Source organism: Shewanella sp. A22 (assembly GCF_053850585.1).
In genome coordinates this window covers 1-15422 of record NZ_JBSQBN010000110.1, presented here as the reverse complement: position 1 = coordinate 15422, position 15422 = coordinate 1, and the positions used below count along the sequence as shown (strand labels likewise).

The 15422-nt window shown below is 41.2% G+C and carries 15 protein-coding genes and 1 tRNA gene; 7 read left to right on the top strand and 9 right to left on the bottom strand.

What is annotated here, in order from left to right; all coding sequences use genetic code 11:
- Positions 1 to 529: 529 nt before the first annotated feature.
- Together ACWXWT_RS16390 and ACWXWT_RS16385 are read right to left on the bottom strand one after the other, a co-directional pair.
- A complete protein-coding gene (locus ACWXWT_RS16390; RefSeq protein ID WP_456042646.1) occupies positions 530 to 2113 on the bottom strand; it encodes a BCCT family transporter in 1584 nt (527 codons plus the stop codon).
- Positions 2114 to 2422: 309 nt separating this feature from the next.
- A tRNA-Ser gene (locus ACWXWT_RS16385) sits at positions 2423 to 2512 on the bottom strand.
- A 302-nt stretch (positions 2513 to 2814) separates the two neighbouring features.
- On the opposite strand from ACWXWT_RS16385, the gene punR reads away from it, so the two are divergent.
- The 6 genes from punR to ACWXWT_RS16355 all read left to right on the top strand — a co-directional run bounded on the left by punR (position 2815) and on the right by ACWXWT_RS16355 (position 6047).
- On the top strand, positions 2815 to 3717 hold the full coding sequence (punR, locus tag ACWXWT_RS16380; RefSeq protein ID WP_137220889.1) for a DNA-binding transcriptional activator PunR: 903 nt from the start codon (positions 2815 to 2817) through the stop codon (positions 3715 to 3717).
- A 202-nt stretch (positions 3718 to 3919) separates the two neighbouring features.
- The gene (locus tag ACWXWT_RS16375; protein WP_456042645.1) at positions 3920 to 4579 is read left to right on the top strand and encodes a Bax inhibitor-1/YccA family protein; all 660 of its coding nucleotides are present in this window, start codon (positions 3920 to 3922) and stop codon (positions 4577 to 4579) included.
- Positions 4580 to 4644: 65 nt separating this feature from the next.
- A complete protein-coding gene (gene tusD / locus ACWXWT_RS16370) occupies positions 4645 to 5034 on the top strand; it encodes a sulfurtransferase complex subunit TusD (RefSeq protein WP_137220893.1) in 390 nt (129 codons plus the stop codon).
- Positions 5035 to 5053: 19 nt separating this feature from the next.
- On the top strand, positions 5054 to 5410 hold the full coding sequence (tusC, locus tag ACWXWT_RS16365; protein ID WP_456042644.1) for a sulfurtransferase complex subunit TusC: 357 nt from the start codon (positions 5054 to 5056) through the stop codon (positions 5408 to 5410).
- Positions 5407 to 5715 (top strand): sulfurtransferase complex subunit TusB, encoded by a 309-nt coding sequence (tusB, locus tag ACWXWT_RS16360; protein WP_456042643.1) that lies wholly within the window; start codon positions 5407 to 5409, stop codon positions 5713 to 5715. The genes tusC and tusB overlap by 4 nt, the downstream gene beginning before the upstream one ends.
- Positions 5709 to 6047 (top strand): TusE/DsrC/DsvC family sulfur relay protein, encoded by a 339-nt coding sequence (locus ACWXWT_RS16355; RefSeq protein WP_456042642.1) that lies wholly within the window; start codon positions 5709 to 5711, stop codon positions 6045 to 6047. Before tusB ends, ACWXWT_RS16355 begins: the two co-directional genes overlap by 7 nt.
- 404 nt (positions 6048 to 6451) lie before the next feature.
- On the opposite strand, the gene serS is transcribed toward ACWXWT_RS16355, so the two are convergent.
- From serS to lrp, 6 genes are all read right to left on the bottom strand, one after another.
- The gene (gene serS / locus ACWXWT_RS16350) at positions 6452 to 7738 is read right to left on the bottom strand and encodes a serine--tRNA ligase (protein ID WP_456042641.1); all 1287 of its coding nucleotides are present in this window, start codon (positions 7736 to 7738) and stop codon (positions 6452 to 6454) included.
- An 18-nt stretch (positions 7739 to 7756) separates the two neighbouring features.
- Positions 7757 to 8131 (bottom strand): fluoride efflux transporter CrcB, encoded by a 375-nt coding sequence (gene crcB, locus ACWXWT_RS16345; RefSeq protein ID WP_456042640.1) that lies wholly within the window; start codon positions 8129 to 8131, stop codon positions 7757 to 7759.
- Positions 8124 to 9455, bottom strand: coding sequence for a replication-associated recombination protein A (locus ACWXWT_RS16340; RefSeq protein WP_456042639.1), 1332 nt, complete (start codon positions 9453 to 9455; stop codon positions 8124 to 8126). The genes crcB and ACWXWT_RS16340 overlap by 8 nt, the downstream gene beginning before the upstream one ends.
- 8 nt (positions 9456 to 9463) lie before the next feature.
- Entirely contained in the window at positions 9464 to 10108 is a 645-nt protein-coding gene (gene lolA, locus ACWXWT_RS16335; RefSeq protein WP_456042647.1) for an outer membrane lipoprotein chaperone LolA, read from the bottom strand.
- 8 nt (positions 10109 to 10116) lie between these two features.
- A complete protein-coding gene (locus ACWXWT_RS16330) occupies positions 10117 to 12750 on the bottom strand; it encodes a DNA translocase FtsK 4TM domain-containing protein (protein ID WP_456042638.1) in 2634 nt (877 codons plus the stop codon).
- Positions 12751 to 13021: 271 nt separating this feature from the next.
- Positions 13022 to 13519: a leucine-responsive transcriptional regulator Lrp gene (lrp, locus tag ACWXWT_RS16325; protein ID WP_456042637.1), complete on the bottom strand. Its 498-nt coding sequence runs from the start codon at positions 13517 to 13519 to the stop codon at positions 13022 to 13024.
- Positions 13520 to 13695: 176 nt separating this feature from the next.
- Here lrp and ald point away from each other — a divergent pair, with 176 nt between their 5' ends.
- Positions 13696 to 14811 carry an alanine dehydrogenase gene (gene ald / locus ACWXWT_RS16320; protein WP_456042636.1) on the top strand — a complete coding sequence of 372 codons (1116 nt, stop codon included), beginning with the start codon at positions 13696 to 13698 and terminating at the stop codon, positions 14809 to 14811.
- Between the two features lie 52 nt (positions 14812 to 14863).
- On the opposite strand, the gene ACWXWT_RS16315 is transcribed toward ald, so the two are convergent.
- Positions 14864 to 15422 (bottom strand): IS256 family transposase (locus tag ACWXWT_RS16315; RefSeq protein WP_456042635.1); only part of this gene is annotated, 559 nt, incomplete at its 5' end.

Here is a 15422-nt window from a genome sequence, read left to right as displayed (position 1 = left end):
AGCGAATAGTGATCCTCGGTAACAAGCTCCTGCGTTACTCTACCTCCAGTATCTGACCGCCATGGATGGTGGGAATGTCTTATTTTTTATGGAAAAAAATAGACCATGCCGTCGTATTTTGAAAGCACCTAACGAAGCATAAAGGACTTTGAAACCTGCCAGAATGGAGTCTCTCAGGTATGCCACTTCTGTGTTACATCGATTTAAAAGGGAACAACCATTTCTACATCAATGTGCCTTGAATTGAAAAACCTGAGAGACGCTGAACTGACCAGATATTTAATGAGATTGGTATAATTAAGCTTTACGCACTACGCGAACAGCAGTGATATTAAGGCGTATTCTCTAAGCTAATGATAGTTTGTCTTAGTCTAGCCATCTTCAATTACCAGCAGGGGGTGTAAATAAAACATTGAATATTAAGATAATAATATTGAGTTACCATGTTAATTTTCGACTAAAAAAGGGCTTATCAATGATATATCTTGATAAGCCCCCTTTCACAGTATTTAAACGGATTGATTGCTACTTAACTGCGGCGTTTAACCTCTGTAAACATGCCGAGCACTAGGCTAATACAAGCAAGTATTAAAATAATAGCAAACGGAAGTGCTGCGATAATGGTAACCGACTGAAGTGCTTGAATAGAGTCAGTACCGCCAATCCACAACATCACCATAGCGATTATCGCGGAGATAACCGCCCACACTATTTTTTGCTTCATCGGTAATTCCAACTTACCGCCTGCGGTCATGCTATCGACCACGATAGAGCCTGAATCTAAAGTCGTAACAAAGAACACGATAATCAGTACAACCGCAATAATGGACAGCATATCACCCATTGGATAAGCATCAAGCATGTAGAACAAACTCAAGGAAACGTCAGTAATACCTTGCTCTGCCCCTAGTTGGCCAACCTTATCAATCACTTGTTGAATCGCGATGCCACCAAAAAAAGACATCCAAGCAGTGGTCACTAAGGTGGGAATAATCAACACACATGCCAGAAACTCACGTACGGTGCGACCACGGGAAATTCGCGCGACAAACATACCAAAGAAAGGCGCATACGCTATCCACCAGGCCCAGTAAAATACAGTCCAACCGTGTAACCAGCTGGTGTCTTCACGGCCAGAGTTCTGGCTCAGTGGTATGATATTTTTTACATAACCAACAACGGCGGTCGCCAATGAATCGAGCACCGTCGTGAAATTAAGAATGCTGATAAAGCCAAGGAATATAAAGGCAATAATCATGTTGATATTGCTCAACAGTTTAACCCCACCATCCATGCCTCGAACCACAGAGAGAATAGCAAGCCCCATAATGAGCAGAATAATCGTCAGTTGCAGAAAAATACTATTTTCAAAACCAAACACATGGCTTATTCCGCTGGCGGCTTGAGAACCACCTAAACCCAGTGACGTTGCAAGACCGAACAAAATAACCAATACAGCCATAATGTCGATGACATCACCGATTTTCCCCCAGACTTTATCACCTAATATGGGATAGAAAACCGAGCGCATAGAAAGCGGCAAGCCTTTATTATAAACAAAATATGCTAATGAGAGCGCGGTCATGCCGTAGATAGCCCAAGCATGAAAACCCCAGTGGAATACCGAAGCGCCGAGCGCTAATTCACGGCCTTCAGGTGTAAATGGTGCCACGCCTAGCGGGGTGCCAAACCAATCGGTATAGAACGCTGTTGGCTCTGCCACGCCCCAGAAAATAAGGCCTATGCCCATACCTGCAGCAAATAGCATGGATATCCAAGACACTGTCGAGTAGTCAGTAGTGGCGTTATCACCGCCTAAGCGAATTTTGCCTAATGGGGAAAAGGCTATCCCAATGGCAAAAATGAGCATAATGTTAGCAGTCCACATGAACACGAAGTCAAAGTGAGATAAAGCGGCAGCCTTGACAGAATCAATGGCCGCTTTGGCATCTGCGGGTGGAAAAACCAGCAGAGCCACAATAAATAAAATGGATAAACCGACTGAAACAGTAAAAACGGTGTTGTGGACATCCATGCCCCACTTTAAAATATTGTCTTGACCAACTTGATAATCGGTTGAGTGGATACTGTATTTTTTTGACTTAAATTTCATAATTAGAAGGTTTACTTATTCGAAATAACAAATATCAACTCCATTTTTTAATTGATACTGATTATATAGTTAATAAAATACAAGGGCTGTTGTATACCATGATTTACGCAGCAGTTTCATTCACGTCAAAGAGAAGCCTTTGACGTATAAATATTTGGCTAAACGTATACGCGTGAAGTACACGTTATTTGGCAATCTGCTCATGCAAAAAAGCAGATACATTGTCTGAGTCAATCCTTATGGAGAGCTCCTTAAACGCCAGAAACAAAAAAAGCCGTTGGTAATCAACGGCTTTTTTTGTATTTAATGTGGCGGAGGGATAGGGATTTGAACCCTAGAACGGGATAAACCGTTGCCGGTTTTCAAGACCGGTGCATTCGACCACTCTGCCATCCCTCCGAGCGGGCGAATAATATGACAATGACCGTTTTGTGTAAAGCCAAAATTGCAAATAATCGGTTAAGTGTCTATTAAATGCCCAAGTTTAGGTGTTTTTGTCTAACAACTTTTCAAACGGTATTTATCCGATAAACATCTGCCAAACATATCAAACATCCAAAACCTCCGCCAAACGACGTAATGTGCCAATTGCGTAGTAACATACATGATAAAACCAACGATAACGGCAACTTTGCTTGATTTGATTAGGCTTAATGTTTACCTTTACAGCAAGTAATTTTGCCAATGCCAAGGATAGCGAGATGCTTTCAGAACAAGCATTCGAGATGATAGATATTGTTGCCCGTGTGGGCAGTTTTACCGCCGCAGCCAATAAGTTGAATAAAGTGCCCTCTGCGGTGAGTTATGCCATTAAACAAATTGAAGATGACTTAGGGGTCATATTGTTTGAGCGCCACCATCGTAGTGTCAGCTTAACCCCTGCAGGTGAACATTTTGTCGCGCAGTCACGCGAGATCATGACCAAGCTTAATAATATTAAACGTGATACCCAGAAAGTGGCTAATGGCTGGCGCCCTTCTTTATCGATTGCAATTGACAACATGGTTCGTGCTGACAAAATTAGTGGCTTAATAGCTGATTTTTATCGCCATTTCACCGATATTGAATTGATAATACGCTTAGAAGTGTATAACGGCGTATGGGAAGCATTGTCCACGGGCAAGAGCGATATCGCTATAGGAGCAACTTCAAGCATTCCTGTGGGTGGCACCTTTAAGTCCCGTGAAATGGGGATGATTCAATGGTCATTCTTAGTCGGTAAAAATCACCCATTAGCCAAAGCGGAACATGCGTTAACAGATGAAGAGTTATTACAATATCCGTCAATATGCTTGCAAGATACTGCACATAATATTGCCCATAGACCTAATTGGTTGTTGAATAATCAACGCAGAATTGTAGTACCCGATTGGATCAGAGCAATAAATTGTTTTAGAGAAGGCTTAGGTGTGGGCTATATGCCATATCATTTGGCTGATATTTTTATAAAAGCCGGTGCGCTAATAGAAAAACAGCTCGCCACGCCAAAGCAAGACACAGCATGTTGCTTAGCTTGGAATAATGCCAATATGACTCCCGCTATGCAATGGGTGATTGATCACCTAGGCGATACCGAAAAATTAAAAAAAGAATGGCTTAGTTAATTGAACAACTTAAATATGTTTTTGTTAATACCATTACTTATACAAGCGTTTATGTTAAATTAGCGACTATTAAGATGATGTTTGTTATGAATTAATTTTTGTTTAATGTACATTGCTTACCCTATACAAAAGGATTTAGCTTCAGAGTGAAAAATATTTTTTCTCGTTGAGCAAATCATTGAGTTAACACCTGGAGACGATAATGAATCAACAATCTGTAATATCACCCAGTCTATCGACGACCGAAGTCAATAAACTGTTAAAAAACACTTATATGCTTCTTGCGATGACATTGGCTTTTTCTGCGGTAACCGCAGGTTTGGCCATGGTAATAAACATTGGTCCTATGATGTCATTAGGCTTATCACTAGGTAGCTTAGTGTTATTATTTGTCACCCTAAAAAAAGCAGACAGTTCTGCTGGTATCTTTTGGGTATTTGCTTTTACAGGCATGCAAGGCGCGTCGCTCGGTTACATTCTTAATCATTATGCTGGTATGGCAAATGGTCCTGGCTTAATTATGCAGGCGTTAGGCTTAACCTCTATCATTTTCGTGTCGCTTTCAGCGTATGCGTTAACCACTAAGAAAGACTTTTCATTTATGGGCGGCTTCTTATTTGCGGGTTTATTAGTGATGATCGGTGCGATGGTCATTAATATCTTCGTTGGTAGCTCAATAATATTTATGGCAATGAATGCAGGTATTGCATTGTTAATGACCGGTTTTATTCTATATGACACCAGTCGTATCGTGAATGGCGGCGAAACAAACTACGTTCGTGCAACTATTTCATTGTACTTAGACTTTTTAAACTTGTTCATAAGCCTGTTACATTTAATGGGTATTGGCAACGACGATTAATCGCCGATAGAGTTCATCAGTAAATTACGTTAAAATGACCCTACATTAGGGTCATTTTTTTTATAATGAGCAAATTCATCATTCAAGTAAACGGCAGTGTTTATGGCTCTACAGCCAGTTTTCACGCGTTATCATTTTGCCAAAGCGCATTAGCTAATGGCCATCAAATTATCAACGTCTTTTTCTATCAAGATGGCGTAACCAACAGTAATGCCCTCACCTGTCCTGCATCTGACGAAATTGATATGCATTCGAATTGGCAATCATTGTCATCAAAACATTCAATACCGCTGACTAATTGTGTGTCAGCTGCTCTGCGGCGTGGTGTATTGTCTGCACAAGATGCGGCTGAGAATGGTAAACCACAGTGGAATAGCAGCGAAACCTTTACCATGGGCGGTTTAGGTGAATTAGTGGTTGGTATTGAACAAGCAGATAGATTGATTAGCTTTTAAGGTCTGAGTGGAATAGACGATGAAATCACTGGTGATTATTTTTAGGCATGCCCCTTTTGGTACAACAAGTACACGTGAAGGGTTAGATTTTGCCATGCTTAGCGCGAGCTTCGAGCAACAAGTGAGTCTGGTATTTACCAATGAAGCGATATTGCATTTACTGGCGGGTCAAACCCCTGAAACAGCAGGCTCTAAAGATTATATATCAGCGTTTAAAGCGTTATCTCTTTATGATATTGATACCGTTTTAGTGTGTGAAGTATCTATGACCACATTAGGGCTACAACCCGATGATCTTAGTATTCCCACTACTGTGGTCACGTCAGAGTTAATAACCCAAACCCTGCAAGCGGCTGATGAGGTGTTAGTATTTTGATATTACATCATATCCAAACGTCTGCAATGACCGACGATGCGTTAACTACATGCCTGAGGTATATTCACCCTACAGACAGTGTTTTATTGTCTAGCGATGCGGTGAATTGTTTATTACAAACCCATTGGCAACAAGCTTTAGCAGACGTAAAGCTGTTTGTGTTACAAGATGATGTAATAGCAAGAGGTTTAATGGATCGCTTGATGATTACCTTTGCCAATAACACAACCAGCAGTTTTAATATTATTGATTATTCACAATTTGTTGAACAATCTTTGTTACACGACAAGGTGATAACTTGGTAAATTTTTTTGAATTTAATGGTCAACAAATAGAAACCGATCATCAAGGTTATTTAAAGAATGTCAATGATTGGCAAGAATCAATGGCTGTAGTTATTGCGGCCACGGAGAATATTGAGTTGACCGAACAACATTGGGAGGTCGTTCGTTTTGTACGCGATTTTTACCTTGAATACAAAACTAGCCCCGCTATCCGAGTATTAGTTAAAGCGATAGGTCAGCGCTTAGGGCCAGATAAAGGTAATTCTAAGTACCTTTATACTTTATTTCCGGTCGGCCCGGCAAAACAAGCTACAAAAATTGCAGGTTTACCCAAACCAGCAAAATGTTTGTAACTACGCGAGAACAAAAAAGCCCAGCTAAGTTATCTTAACAGGGCTTTTAGTTATCAACTCAAGATTATTTAGGAAAAACGTTTTCAACCACTATCAATGCAGCTTGAGCTAGTTCAATAATTACCAACAATATAAAAAAGAAGATAACGATTGAATAGACAAGCCCACGATTATCACGTCGACTTGAACCCATTTCTTATTGTACCAATCCTTATAAACAAGTGTTCAACGTAAAGTGACACACCCTTTCAATACAACATAGAAGTAGTCAATATAATGCGCCCCTGTAAGGTTTGTTGCAACAAATATTGCGCCTTACAGTAAAACAAAATACGATACCACATTTGACTTCAGCACTAAGATAACCGCGCCTAATATTGAGTACGGTTGTGATTTAGTGAGACTTAGCCAATCACACTTAAGCCGCCCATGTATGGACGTAAAACATTTGGTACTGTAATGGTGCCATCTTGATTTTGATAGTTTTCAAGTACAGCCACTAACGTACGGCCGACAGCTAAACCAGAACCATTTAAGGTGTGCAATAAGGCTGGCTTGTTATCGACTTTACTGCGGTATCTAGCTTGCATTCTACGCGCTTGGAAATCTTTCATGTTTGAACAAGATGAAATTTCACGGTAGGTATTTTGTGCCGGTAACCACACTTCAATATCAAAGGTTTTGCTTGAACCAAAGCCCATATCACCAGTACATAACACCATAGTGCGGTATGGTAAATCTAACAACTGCAATACTCTTTCTGCATTAGCAGTAATTTCATCTAGGGCTTGCATAGAATGATCTGGATGAGCAATTTGTACTAGCTCTACTTTGTCGAATTGATGTAGACGGATCACACCACGAGTATCACGACCATAAGAGCCCGCTTCACTGCGGAAACATGGCGTTAACGCCGTCATTTTCATCGGCAGTTCGCTTTCATCCACGATCATGTCGCGCACATAGTTAGTTAATGGCACTTCTGCAGTTGGAATAAGTGATAAACCTTGGCCTTCTTCGGTGGCCGGTTTAGTGTGGAATAAATCTTCACCAAACTTAGGTAATTGCCCTGTACCTAATAAGCTTTCTTCGTTAACCAATAACGGTACGTATGTTTCAGTATAGCCATGTTCAGTGGTATGTAAGTCTAACATAAACTGACCTAACGCACGGTTTAAGCGAGCAATTTGCCCCCGCATGATAATAAAACGTGAGCCGGAAATTTTTACCGCGTTTTTAAAATCTAGTCCTTCTAATGCCTCACCTAAGTCAATATGATCTTTGACTTCAAAGTCGAATACTTTTGGGGTGCCCCAACGACGTACTTCAACATTGTCATTTTCATCTGCACCAATGGGAGCTGATTCGTCTGGCAAATTTGGCACGCTCATGGCGATGCTATTGATCTGTTGCAACAACTCAGCAAGCTCAGCTTTTTTAGCATCTAGCTGTGCACCTAAATCACCCACTTGCGCCATAATCGAACTAGTATCTTCGCCGCGTGCTTTAGCTTGACCAATCGACTTCGATATCGCATTACGCGACGCTTGTAAGTCTTCTGTAGCAACTTGAAGCGATTTACGCTTTTCTTCAAGTTTGGTCAAATTATCGACTTCAAGAATAAAGCCACGAGTGGCTAAACGCTCAGCAGTGATTTCAAGTTCATTACGCAAAAATTTTGGATCTAGCATGTTGTTAATTCTTTTAAGTTAAACGCGAGAAAGTATAAGTTGTTGACCTAAATACACCATAAACAGACATAAGGTGACATTCAACAACACATTTAAAATAGCTTTAAACCATAAGCCTTCTTGCAATAGCAATAAGGTTTCATTTGAGAAAGTCGAAAACGTGGTTAACGCGCCTAATAGGCCAATGCCGACAAGCGCTTTTATTTCAGGGCTAACATGACTCAACTGCCCTAATGTATAAACGGCACCCATTAAAAACGATCCCAATAGATTGACTAACAGTGTACCAAAAGGAAAACTGCTTCCAAATAGCTGGATCATAAAAATTGACAAAAGATAGCGTAAAACAGCACCAATTGAGCCACCTAACGCAACGAGCAACACATTAATCATAGCGTTTGTCCTCACTTTGCTGATCAAGCTGGCTCAATTGCGCCAATTTGTCTTGAATGCGTTTTTCAAAACCTCTATTAGTGGGCTGATAAAATTGGCTATGTTGTAATGACTCAGGGAAGTAATTTTCACCTGCCGCATAAGCACCCAACTCATTATGTGCATATCGATATTCTTTACCAAAACCTATTTCTTTCATCAATTTGGTTGGCGCATTACGTAGATGATTAGGAACTGGTTCGTGTCCTGTTTGTTTGGCTAACTCTCTAGCTTGGTTAAATGCGCTATAAACGGCATTACTCTTGGGCGCACTGGCCATGTATAAAACAGCTTGTGCAATAGCACGTTCACCTTCGGCAGGGCCTATGCGGTGATAACAATCCCACGCGTTTAATGCAACCGTCATAGCAACGGGATCGGCATTACCAATATCTTCTGAGGCTATAGCCAGTAATCGACGCGCAACATACAAGGCATCGCCACCACCTTCTAAAATTCGGCAATACCAATACAAAGCGGCATCGGGCGCAGAGCCCCGTACTGACTTATGCACAGCTGAAATTAAATCGTAAAATTGATCACCATTTTTATCGTAACCCGCAGCTTGATGTCCAGCGACTTGAGTGAGCATTTCGGTGGTAAATTCGCCGCCATCGCTGACTAAATCACTCATGAGTTCTAGCAAGTTAAGCGCTTTACGTGCATCACCATCGCTAATATCAGCAAGCTGCTTAGTGACATCATCAGGCAGTGTTAACTGGCGTTTGCCTAAACCGCGTTCAACATCGGTTAATGCTTGAGTGACAATTAAACTAATTTCGTCTGAGGTTAAGCGATTAATAAGGTAAACACGCGCCCGAGATAATAAGGCGTTATTGATTTCAAATGAGGGGTTTTCGGTCGTTGCACCAATAAAAATAACCGTACCATCTTCAATAAAGGGTAAAAAAGCATCTTGCTGGCTTTTATTAAAGCGGTGAACTTCGTCGACAAATAATAAGGTACGTTGACCACGACTTTGAGCGATAGCTTTTGCTTGTTCTATTGCTGCACGAATATCTTTTACACCCGACGTGACCGCGGATATACGTTCAACATGGGCGTTGGCATAATGGGCAATTAATTCTGCTAAAGTTGTTTTTCCTGTCCCTGGCGGCCCCCACAGCAACATTGAATGTGCTCGGTTAGCTTCCAGAGCTTTACGCAGAGGCTGACCGTCACCCAACAAATGTGCCTGACCAATGTATTCGCTAATGTCTCTTGGACGCATGCGGGCAGCCAAGGGACGAAAGTCTGGGGCAAAATCAAAACCTAAATTAGCCATCAAACAACCTAGTTCGTTTGCTTTAAACGTTGATCGTCTATATCAACGTTATCAGGCACGGCAAACTTAAAGATATCGGCTTCGTTATCTTTTACTAAGCGCTGCTGAGTTAATGAAAATTGGCTCAAGTTTCCTTGTTCATCGGTTAAGTTAAATTTAACTAATTGATCATTGTCAAAACATACGCTTACCGCAACCACATTACTATTGAGCTTTTTAGGTTGGATATCAAAACAATGTAATGTGCCTTTAACGTCTTGCTTGATAACTGAGTATTTAGCCCATGTCGCTTCATCTCGATGAACCAATAAAGCCATTGGTGATGCATCGACCGCTTGGGCCACATCCATCACAGTGACTTCTTCGGCAAAGGGATTAAAAATCCACAAATTTGCACCATCAGCCACAATCAATGACTCATCTGGCTGAGTTAAATGCCAGTAAAACTGATTAGGATACGCAAGCGCAAACACACCACTTCCGGTTTGAATGGGCTTATTGTTAATGTCAGTGACCTGCTGGGAAAATGTCGCATGTAAGCTATCAATATTAGATAACTTTGCGCGTAACTGTGTAGCGTCATCAGCCATAGCGGCAAAACAACTTAAACTGGTTGTCAATAATAGACTTAATACCGCAAAACGTTTGTTCATCATTACCATTAATTCCTCGGTGGTGGCGGTGCCAACACTTCACGATTACCATTGTGGCCTTGGGCTGTCACAATACCTTGGCTTTCCATCATTTCAATAATACGGGCAGCGCGATTGTAACCAATTTTAAATTTACGTTGTACGCTAGAAATAGAGCCGCGGCGAGTTTCGGTCACAAACGCTACTGCATCATCGTATAAAGCGTCCAACTCTTCTTCGCTGTCTGAGGTTTCACCTGGTAGCAACACTTGCTCGCCATCGGTAGCGCCATTAAGAATGTCTTCGATATATTGCGGCTTCCCGCGAGCGCACCAGTCGGCAACCACTTTGTGCACTTCATGATCATCAATAAATGCCCCATGTACACGATTTGGCACCCCTGTGCCGGGGGGGAGATACAACATATCACCCATACCTAACAAAGTTTCTGCGCCCTGTTGGTCAAGAATGGTACGCGAGTCAATACGTGACGACACTTGGAACGCAATACGCGTCGGAATATTAGCTTTTATTAAACCCGTGATAACATCAACTGACGGACGTTGGGTTGCTAATATTAAGTGAATACCTGCAGCTCGAGCTTTTTGCGCGATACGGGCTATCAGTTCTTCTACTTTTTTACCTACGATCATGATCATGTCAGCAAATTCGTCAACAACAACCACAATAGAAGGCAGTTTTTCTAACGGCGGAGCATCATCTAACATGCTTTCAGACGACTTCCATAATGGATCGGGAATATACTCGCCTTTAGCCGCAGCTTCTTTAATTTTTATGTTGTAACCTTTAAGGTTACGCACCCCTAACGCCGACATTAACTTGTAACGTCGCTCCATTTCACCAACACACCAACGCAGTGCATTGGCGGCTTCTTTCATGTCGGTAACGACTTCACAGAGTAAATGTGGGATCCCTTCATACACAGATAACTCGAGCATTTTAGGGTCAATCATAATAAAACGGACGTCATCTGGGCCTGATTTATACAATAAACTGGTGATCATCGCGTTCACACCTACCGACTTACCAGAACCTGTGGTTCCTGCCACCAATAGATGCGGCATTTTGCCTAAATCAACCACAACTGGATCGCCAGCGATGTCTTGGCCTAACACCATAGACAAGCTTGACTTGCTTTCTTTAAAGGCTGCTGAATCCAGTACATCGCGCATAAAGACTGTTTCACGAAATTTATTAGGTAACTCAAGACCTACATAGGCTTTACCTGGAATGACTTCAACAACGCGCACGTTTTCGGACAATAATGAACGAGCCAAATCTTTCGATAAATTGGTGATTTTAGACGCTTTAACCCCTGGGGCTAATTCAAGTTCAAAACGGGTAATAACAGGCCCAGGGTACACCCCTACTACATTGGCGATAATGTTAAAATCTGCCAATTTAAGTTCAACTAATCGAGCCACCTGATCTAACTCAGCTTCACTAATAGGGTTTTTCTTACGATCAGGTACATCAAGTAAGGTAATATTAGGAAGCGGATCCATCTTTTGCTTTGCCTGTGGGCTTTGACCATCAATAACCACAACACCATCAACAATTTTGGCTTCTTTTTTAGGCTGTTGCTGTGCAACTAATGCCCCTGTCGAATGAGATTTGCTAAAGGCGTCGTCGAATGAGTCATCAACCTTAACGTTATTGGTGATATCATCGTCTTCGTCATCAAACTCAACATCATCTTTACTGGCAACCCAAGGCGCAAAAGATGCATCGTCTTTATCAAGTTGCATCGACGGTTCTTGGCGATCATCTATATCAATGCTTTCGTCATCAATTTCAGTAACATTGCTCTCTTGTATTGGTTTTGCTTTACGGCTGAAAATACTTCGTTTCTTTTCGGCAACTGGAGGGACGGTTGCAATTGGTTTAGCTTGAATAGACGATTGACTTACACTAATTGATTGGTCATGTTGTCGATCATCTTGTTCATTGTATTGTCCCATCTCATCACGTCGCTGGGTAAACTTATCCACTAACGACATAAAACCTTTAGTATCTTCTGTTTCATGTTCACGCTTGAATGCGCGTGGTAGTGCCCATAACTTTTGGGCACACCAGATAGTGCCTAATCCCGTTAACTCAATAATGGTCAACCAGCTTATGCCCGTAGCAAGTGTGAAACCGGCGCCAATAAAGCACATTAACAACAAGGTTGTGCCGAGTTTATTAAAGTAAGGCAACATCGCCTGACCAATGACATCACCGGCCACGCCGCCAGCAGAAAACACAAACATATTATCGGCATTCATGCTCACTAGCGCAGCCAACGCAAGCAGCATAAGAATAAAACCTATTATTCTTAATCCTACGGAGAAAAAATCTATTTCAAATAATCGATGCGCCCGATTAAAAATAAACCAGCCAGTGGTTGCAATAAGAATAGGAATGAGGAAGGCGATAAAACCAAAGAAATAAAACAAAACATCAGCTATCCACGCACCAACGGCACCGGTCCAATTATAGATTTCACCTTGAAAATGCGACTGGCTCCAACCAGGGTCATTCGGATTGAAGCTGGATAATGCCAATAGAATATAGGTTGCAACCATGCAACAAAGAATTAAACCACCTTCAAGCAACCGCTGTAGGCCACTGAGTGTTTTTAGACTATTTTCCTGAGTCAAACGAAAACATCCATAAAAGAGTGAAAAATAAGGGTTAAGATAACAGAATATCGCTGTATTTGCAGTGATTATGCACCTTGATTAAATGAAGCTCAATCGATTGTTATACGGAATTAATCCTAACCCTTAAATGGGTTAGCAGACAGGCACAAACTGATGATTTAATGAACGAAATAGACAATTAAGAGAAAATGATGAATGTGTCCGCCAAATGACTGGTAGGTGTATTCATCATTCAAACTTAACAAATTTTTAGGAAATTTAATGAAAGTTAGCCTAAATTGTATAGAGCAACCTTATTAGTCTGTTTTACTTCTTCCATTACCACATAAGTACGAGTATCTGATACTGAAGGCAGTTTCAGCAATGTTTCACCTAATAAACGTCGATAAGCAGACATATCTGACACTCTTGTTTTCAATAAGTAGTCAAAATCACCAGAGACTAAATGACACTCTTGAATATCGTCAAGTAATTGTACTGCACGATTAAATCTGTCAAAAATATCTGGCGTATCACGATTAAGGGTGATCTCAACAAATACTAATAAAGATGCACCCAGAAAGTGTGGATTAACCAATGCGGTATAACCATTTATAAAACCTTGTTTTTCTAGCCTTTTTACTCTTTCCAAACAGGGCGTTGGGCTTAATCCTACTCGTTTTGATAATTCTACATTTGAAATGCGGCCATCCAACTGTAGTTCATTCAAAATATTACGATCAATGCGGTCTAAATCTTTCACGGAAAAGCTTTTACTATTTGCCATATTATCAACCTTGTTTTGTCCTTAAAACAATATTTAACTCTATTAAAGGAGCAACTTTAGCAGCATAATCTACTAAAGCAGCACTATACTAGAGTTCCCTGAAATAAGCACGTTCAGGTCACAATTAAAACAACTATACCCACTTTTGTGGGTTTTATTTCAATCGAGGCTCAAAAATGATTATTGGTGTTCCAACAGAAATCAAAAACCACGAATATCGTGTAGGCATGGTTCCGTCAAGCGTACGCGAATTGACAATTAAAGGTCACGCTGTTTTAGTTCAATCGGATGCGGGTGTGGGAATTGGATTTACTGATCAAGACTATATTGATGCAGGCGCCTCGATTTTAGCAACAGCAGCAGAGGTATTTGCCCAATCAGACATGATTGTAAAAGTAAAAGAACCACAAGCAATTGAACGTGCAATGCTACGTCAAGACCAAATTTTATTTACTTATTTACATCTTGCGCCTGATTTACCACAAACGGAAGAGCTCATTGCTAGCGGTGCCGTTTGTATTGCATATGAAACAGTAACCGATGACCGTGGAGGTTTGCCTTTACTCGCACCAATGTCAGAAGTCGCTGGACGCATGTCAATCCAAGCGGGTGCCCGTGCACTTGAAAAATCATTGGGTGGCCGTGGAATGTTACTTGGTGGTGTACCAGGTGTTGAACCTGCAAAAGTGGCCATTATCGGTGGTGGAATGGTCGGTACTAACGCTGCACAAATGGCAGTAGGTATGGGCGCAGATGTTGTCGTATTAGATCGTAGCATTGATGCATTACGACGTTTAAATGTTCAGTTTGGTTCTGCAGTTAAAGCCATTTACTCAACTGCAGATGCCATTGAACGTCATGTACTTGAAGCAGACCTTGTTATCGGTGGTGTGTTAGTTCCTGGTGCCGCAGCACCTAAACTGGTGACGAAAGACATGATCAAGCGCATGAAACCTGGCAGTGCAATTGTTGATGTTGCTATTGACCAAGGCGGCTGTGTTGAAACATCACATGCTACCACTCACCAAGACCCAACTTACATTGTTGATGATGTTGTACATTACTGTGTCGCCAACATGCCAGGTGCCGTTGCGCGTACTTCAACCTTTGCGTTAAATAATGCAACGTTGCCATACATCATCAAGTTAGCTAATCAAGGCTACAAACACGCATTATTAAATGACAAACATTTACTAAATGGCTTAAACGTCATACATGGCAAGCTTGTGTGTAAAGAAGTGGCTGAAGCATTAAACCTTGAGTTCACGGAACCAAAAAGCATGCTTAACTAATTCTACTTAATTAATAAAATGGAGGGTGTAACAGATTCTGTGTAACTGCAATTTAGTTAATATACTTCACAATTCTGTCCTCGAATTCAATAATAAATCGATTCATCGCAGTACGCCAGTTTCGAATGGGCATGGTCCATTTTTTACTGGCTTCTTTTATGGCAAGGTAAACCATTTTTTTAGCCGAGTCATCATTTGGGAATACCTTACGTTTTTTCAACGCTCGTCTAATCACGCTGTTTAATGACTCAATAGCATTTGTTGTGTAGATAGCCTTACGAATATCCTGAGGGTAGTTAAAAAACGTATTTAAGTTATGCCAATGATTATGCCATGACTTGCTTATTTGGGGGTATTGCTCATCCCAAGTATCGCTGAAACGATCGAGTTCGAGTAATGCTTCCTCCTCCGTTGCGGATTGATAAATACTCTTAAGGTCCGCTGTGACTGCCTTGTAGTCTTTCCACGATACGTACTTTAACGAGTTTCTGACCATATGCACGATACAGAGCTGTACATGAGTATCTGGATAAACGGTATTTATAGCGTCAGGGAAGCCTTTTAAGCCATCAACACAAGCGATGAGAATGTCCTCAACGCCTCGTTGCTGC

Bases quoted from the DNA above. Each gene is read 5' to 3' on its own strand.
- tusC (WP_456042644.1), top strand. From the start codon at position 5,054: ATGAAATCACTGGTGATTATTTTTAGGCATGCCCCTTTTGGTACAACA.
- ACWXWT_RS16375 (WP_456042645.1), top strand. From the start codon at position 3,920: ATGAATCAACAATCTGTAATATCACCCAGTCTATCGACGACCGAAGTC.
- lolA (WP_456042647.1), bottom strand. From the start codon at position 10,108: ATGAACAAACGTTTTGCGGTATTAAGTCTATTATTGACAACCAGTTTA.
- tusD (WP_137220893.1), top strand. From the start codon at position 4,645: ATGAGCAAATTCATCATTCAAGTAAACGGCAGTGTTTATGGCTCTACA.
- lrp (WP_456042637.1), bottom strand. From the start codon at position 13,519: ATGGCAAATAGTAAAAGCTTTTCCGTGAAAGATTTAGACCGCATTGAT.
- ACWXWT_RS16340 (WP_456042639.1), bottom strand. From the start codon at position 9,455: ATGGCTAATTTAGGTTTTGATTTTGCCCCAGACTTTCGTCCCTTGGCT.
- ald (WP_456042636.1), top strand. From the start codon at position 13,696: ATGATTATTGGTGTTCCAACAGAAATCAAAAACCACGAATATCGTGTA.
- punR (WP_137220889.1), top strand. From the start codon at position 2,815: ATGCTTTCAGAACAAGCATTCGAGATGATAGATATTGTTGCCCGTGTG.
- ACWXWT_RS16390 (WP_456042646.1), bottom strand. From the start codon at position 2,113: ATGAAATTTAAGTCAAAAAAATACAGTATCCACTCAACCGATTATCAA.
- serS (WP_456042641.1), bottom strand. From the start codon at position 7,738: ATGCTAGATCCAAAATTTTTGCGTAATGAACTTGAAATCACTGCTGAG.
- crcB (WP_456042640.1), bottom strand. From the start codon at position 8,131: ATGATTAATGTGTTGCTCGTTGCGTTAGGTGGCTCAATTGGTGCTGTT.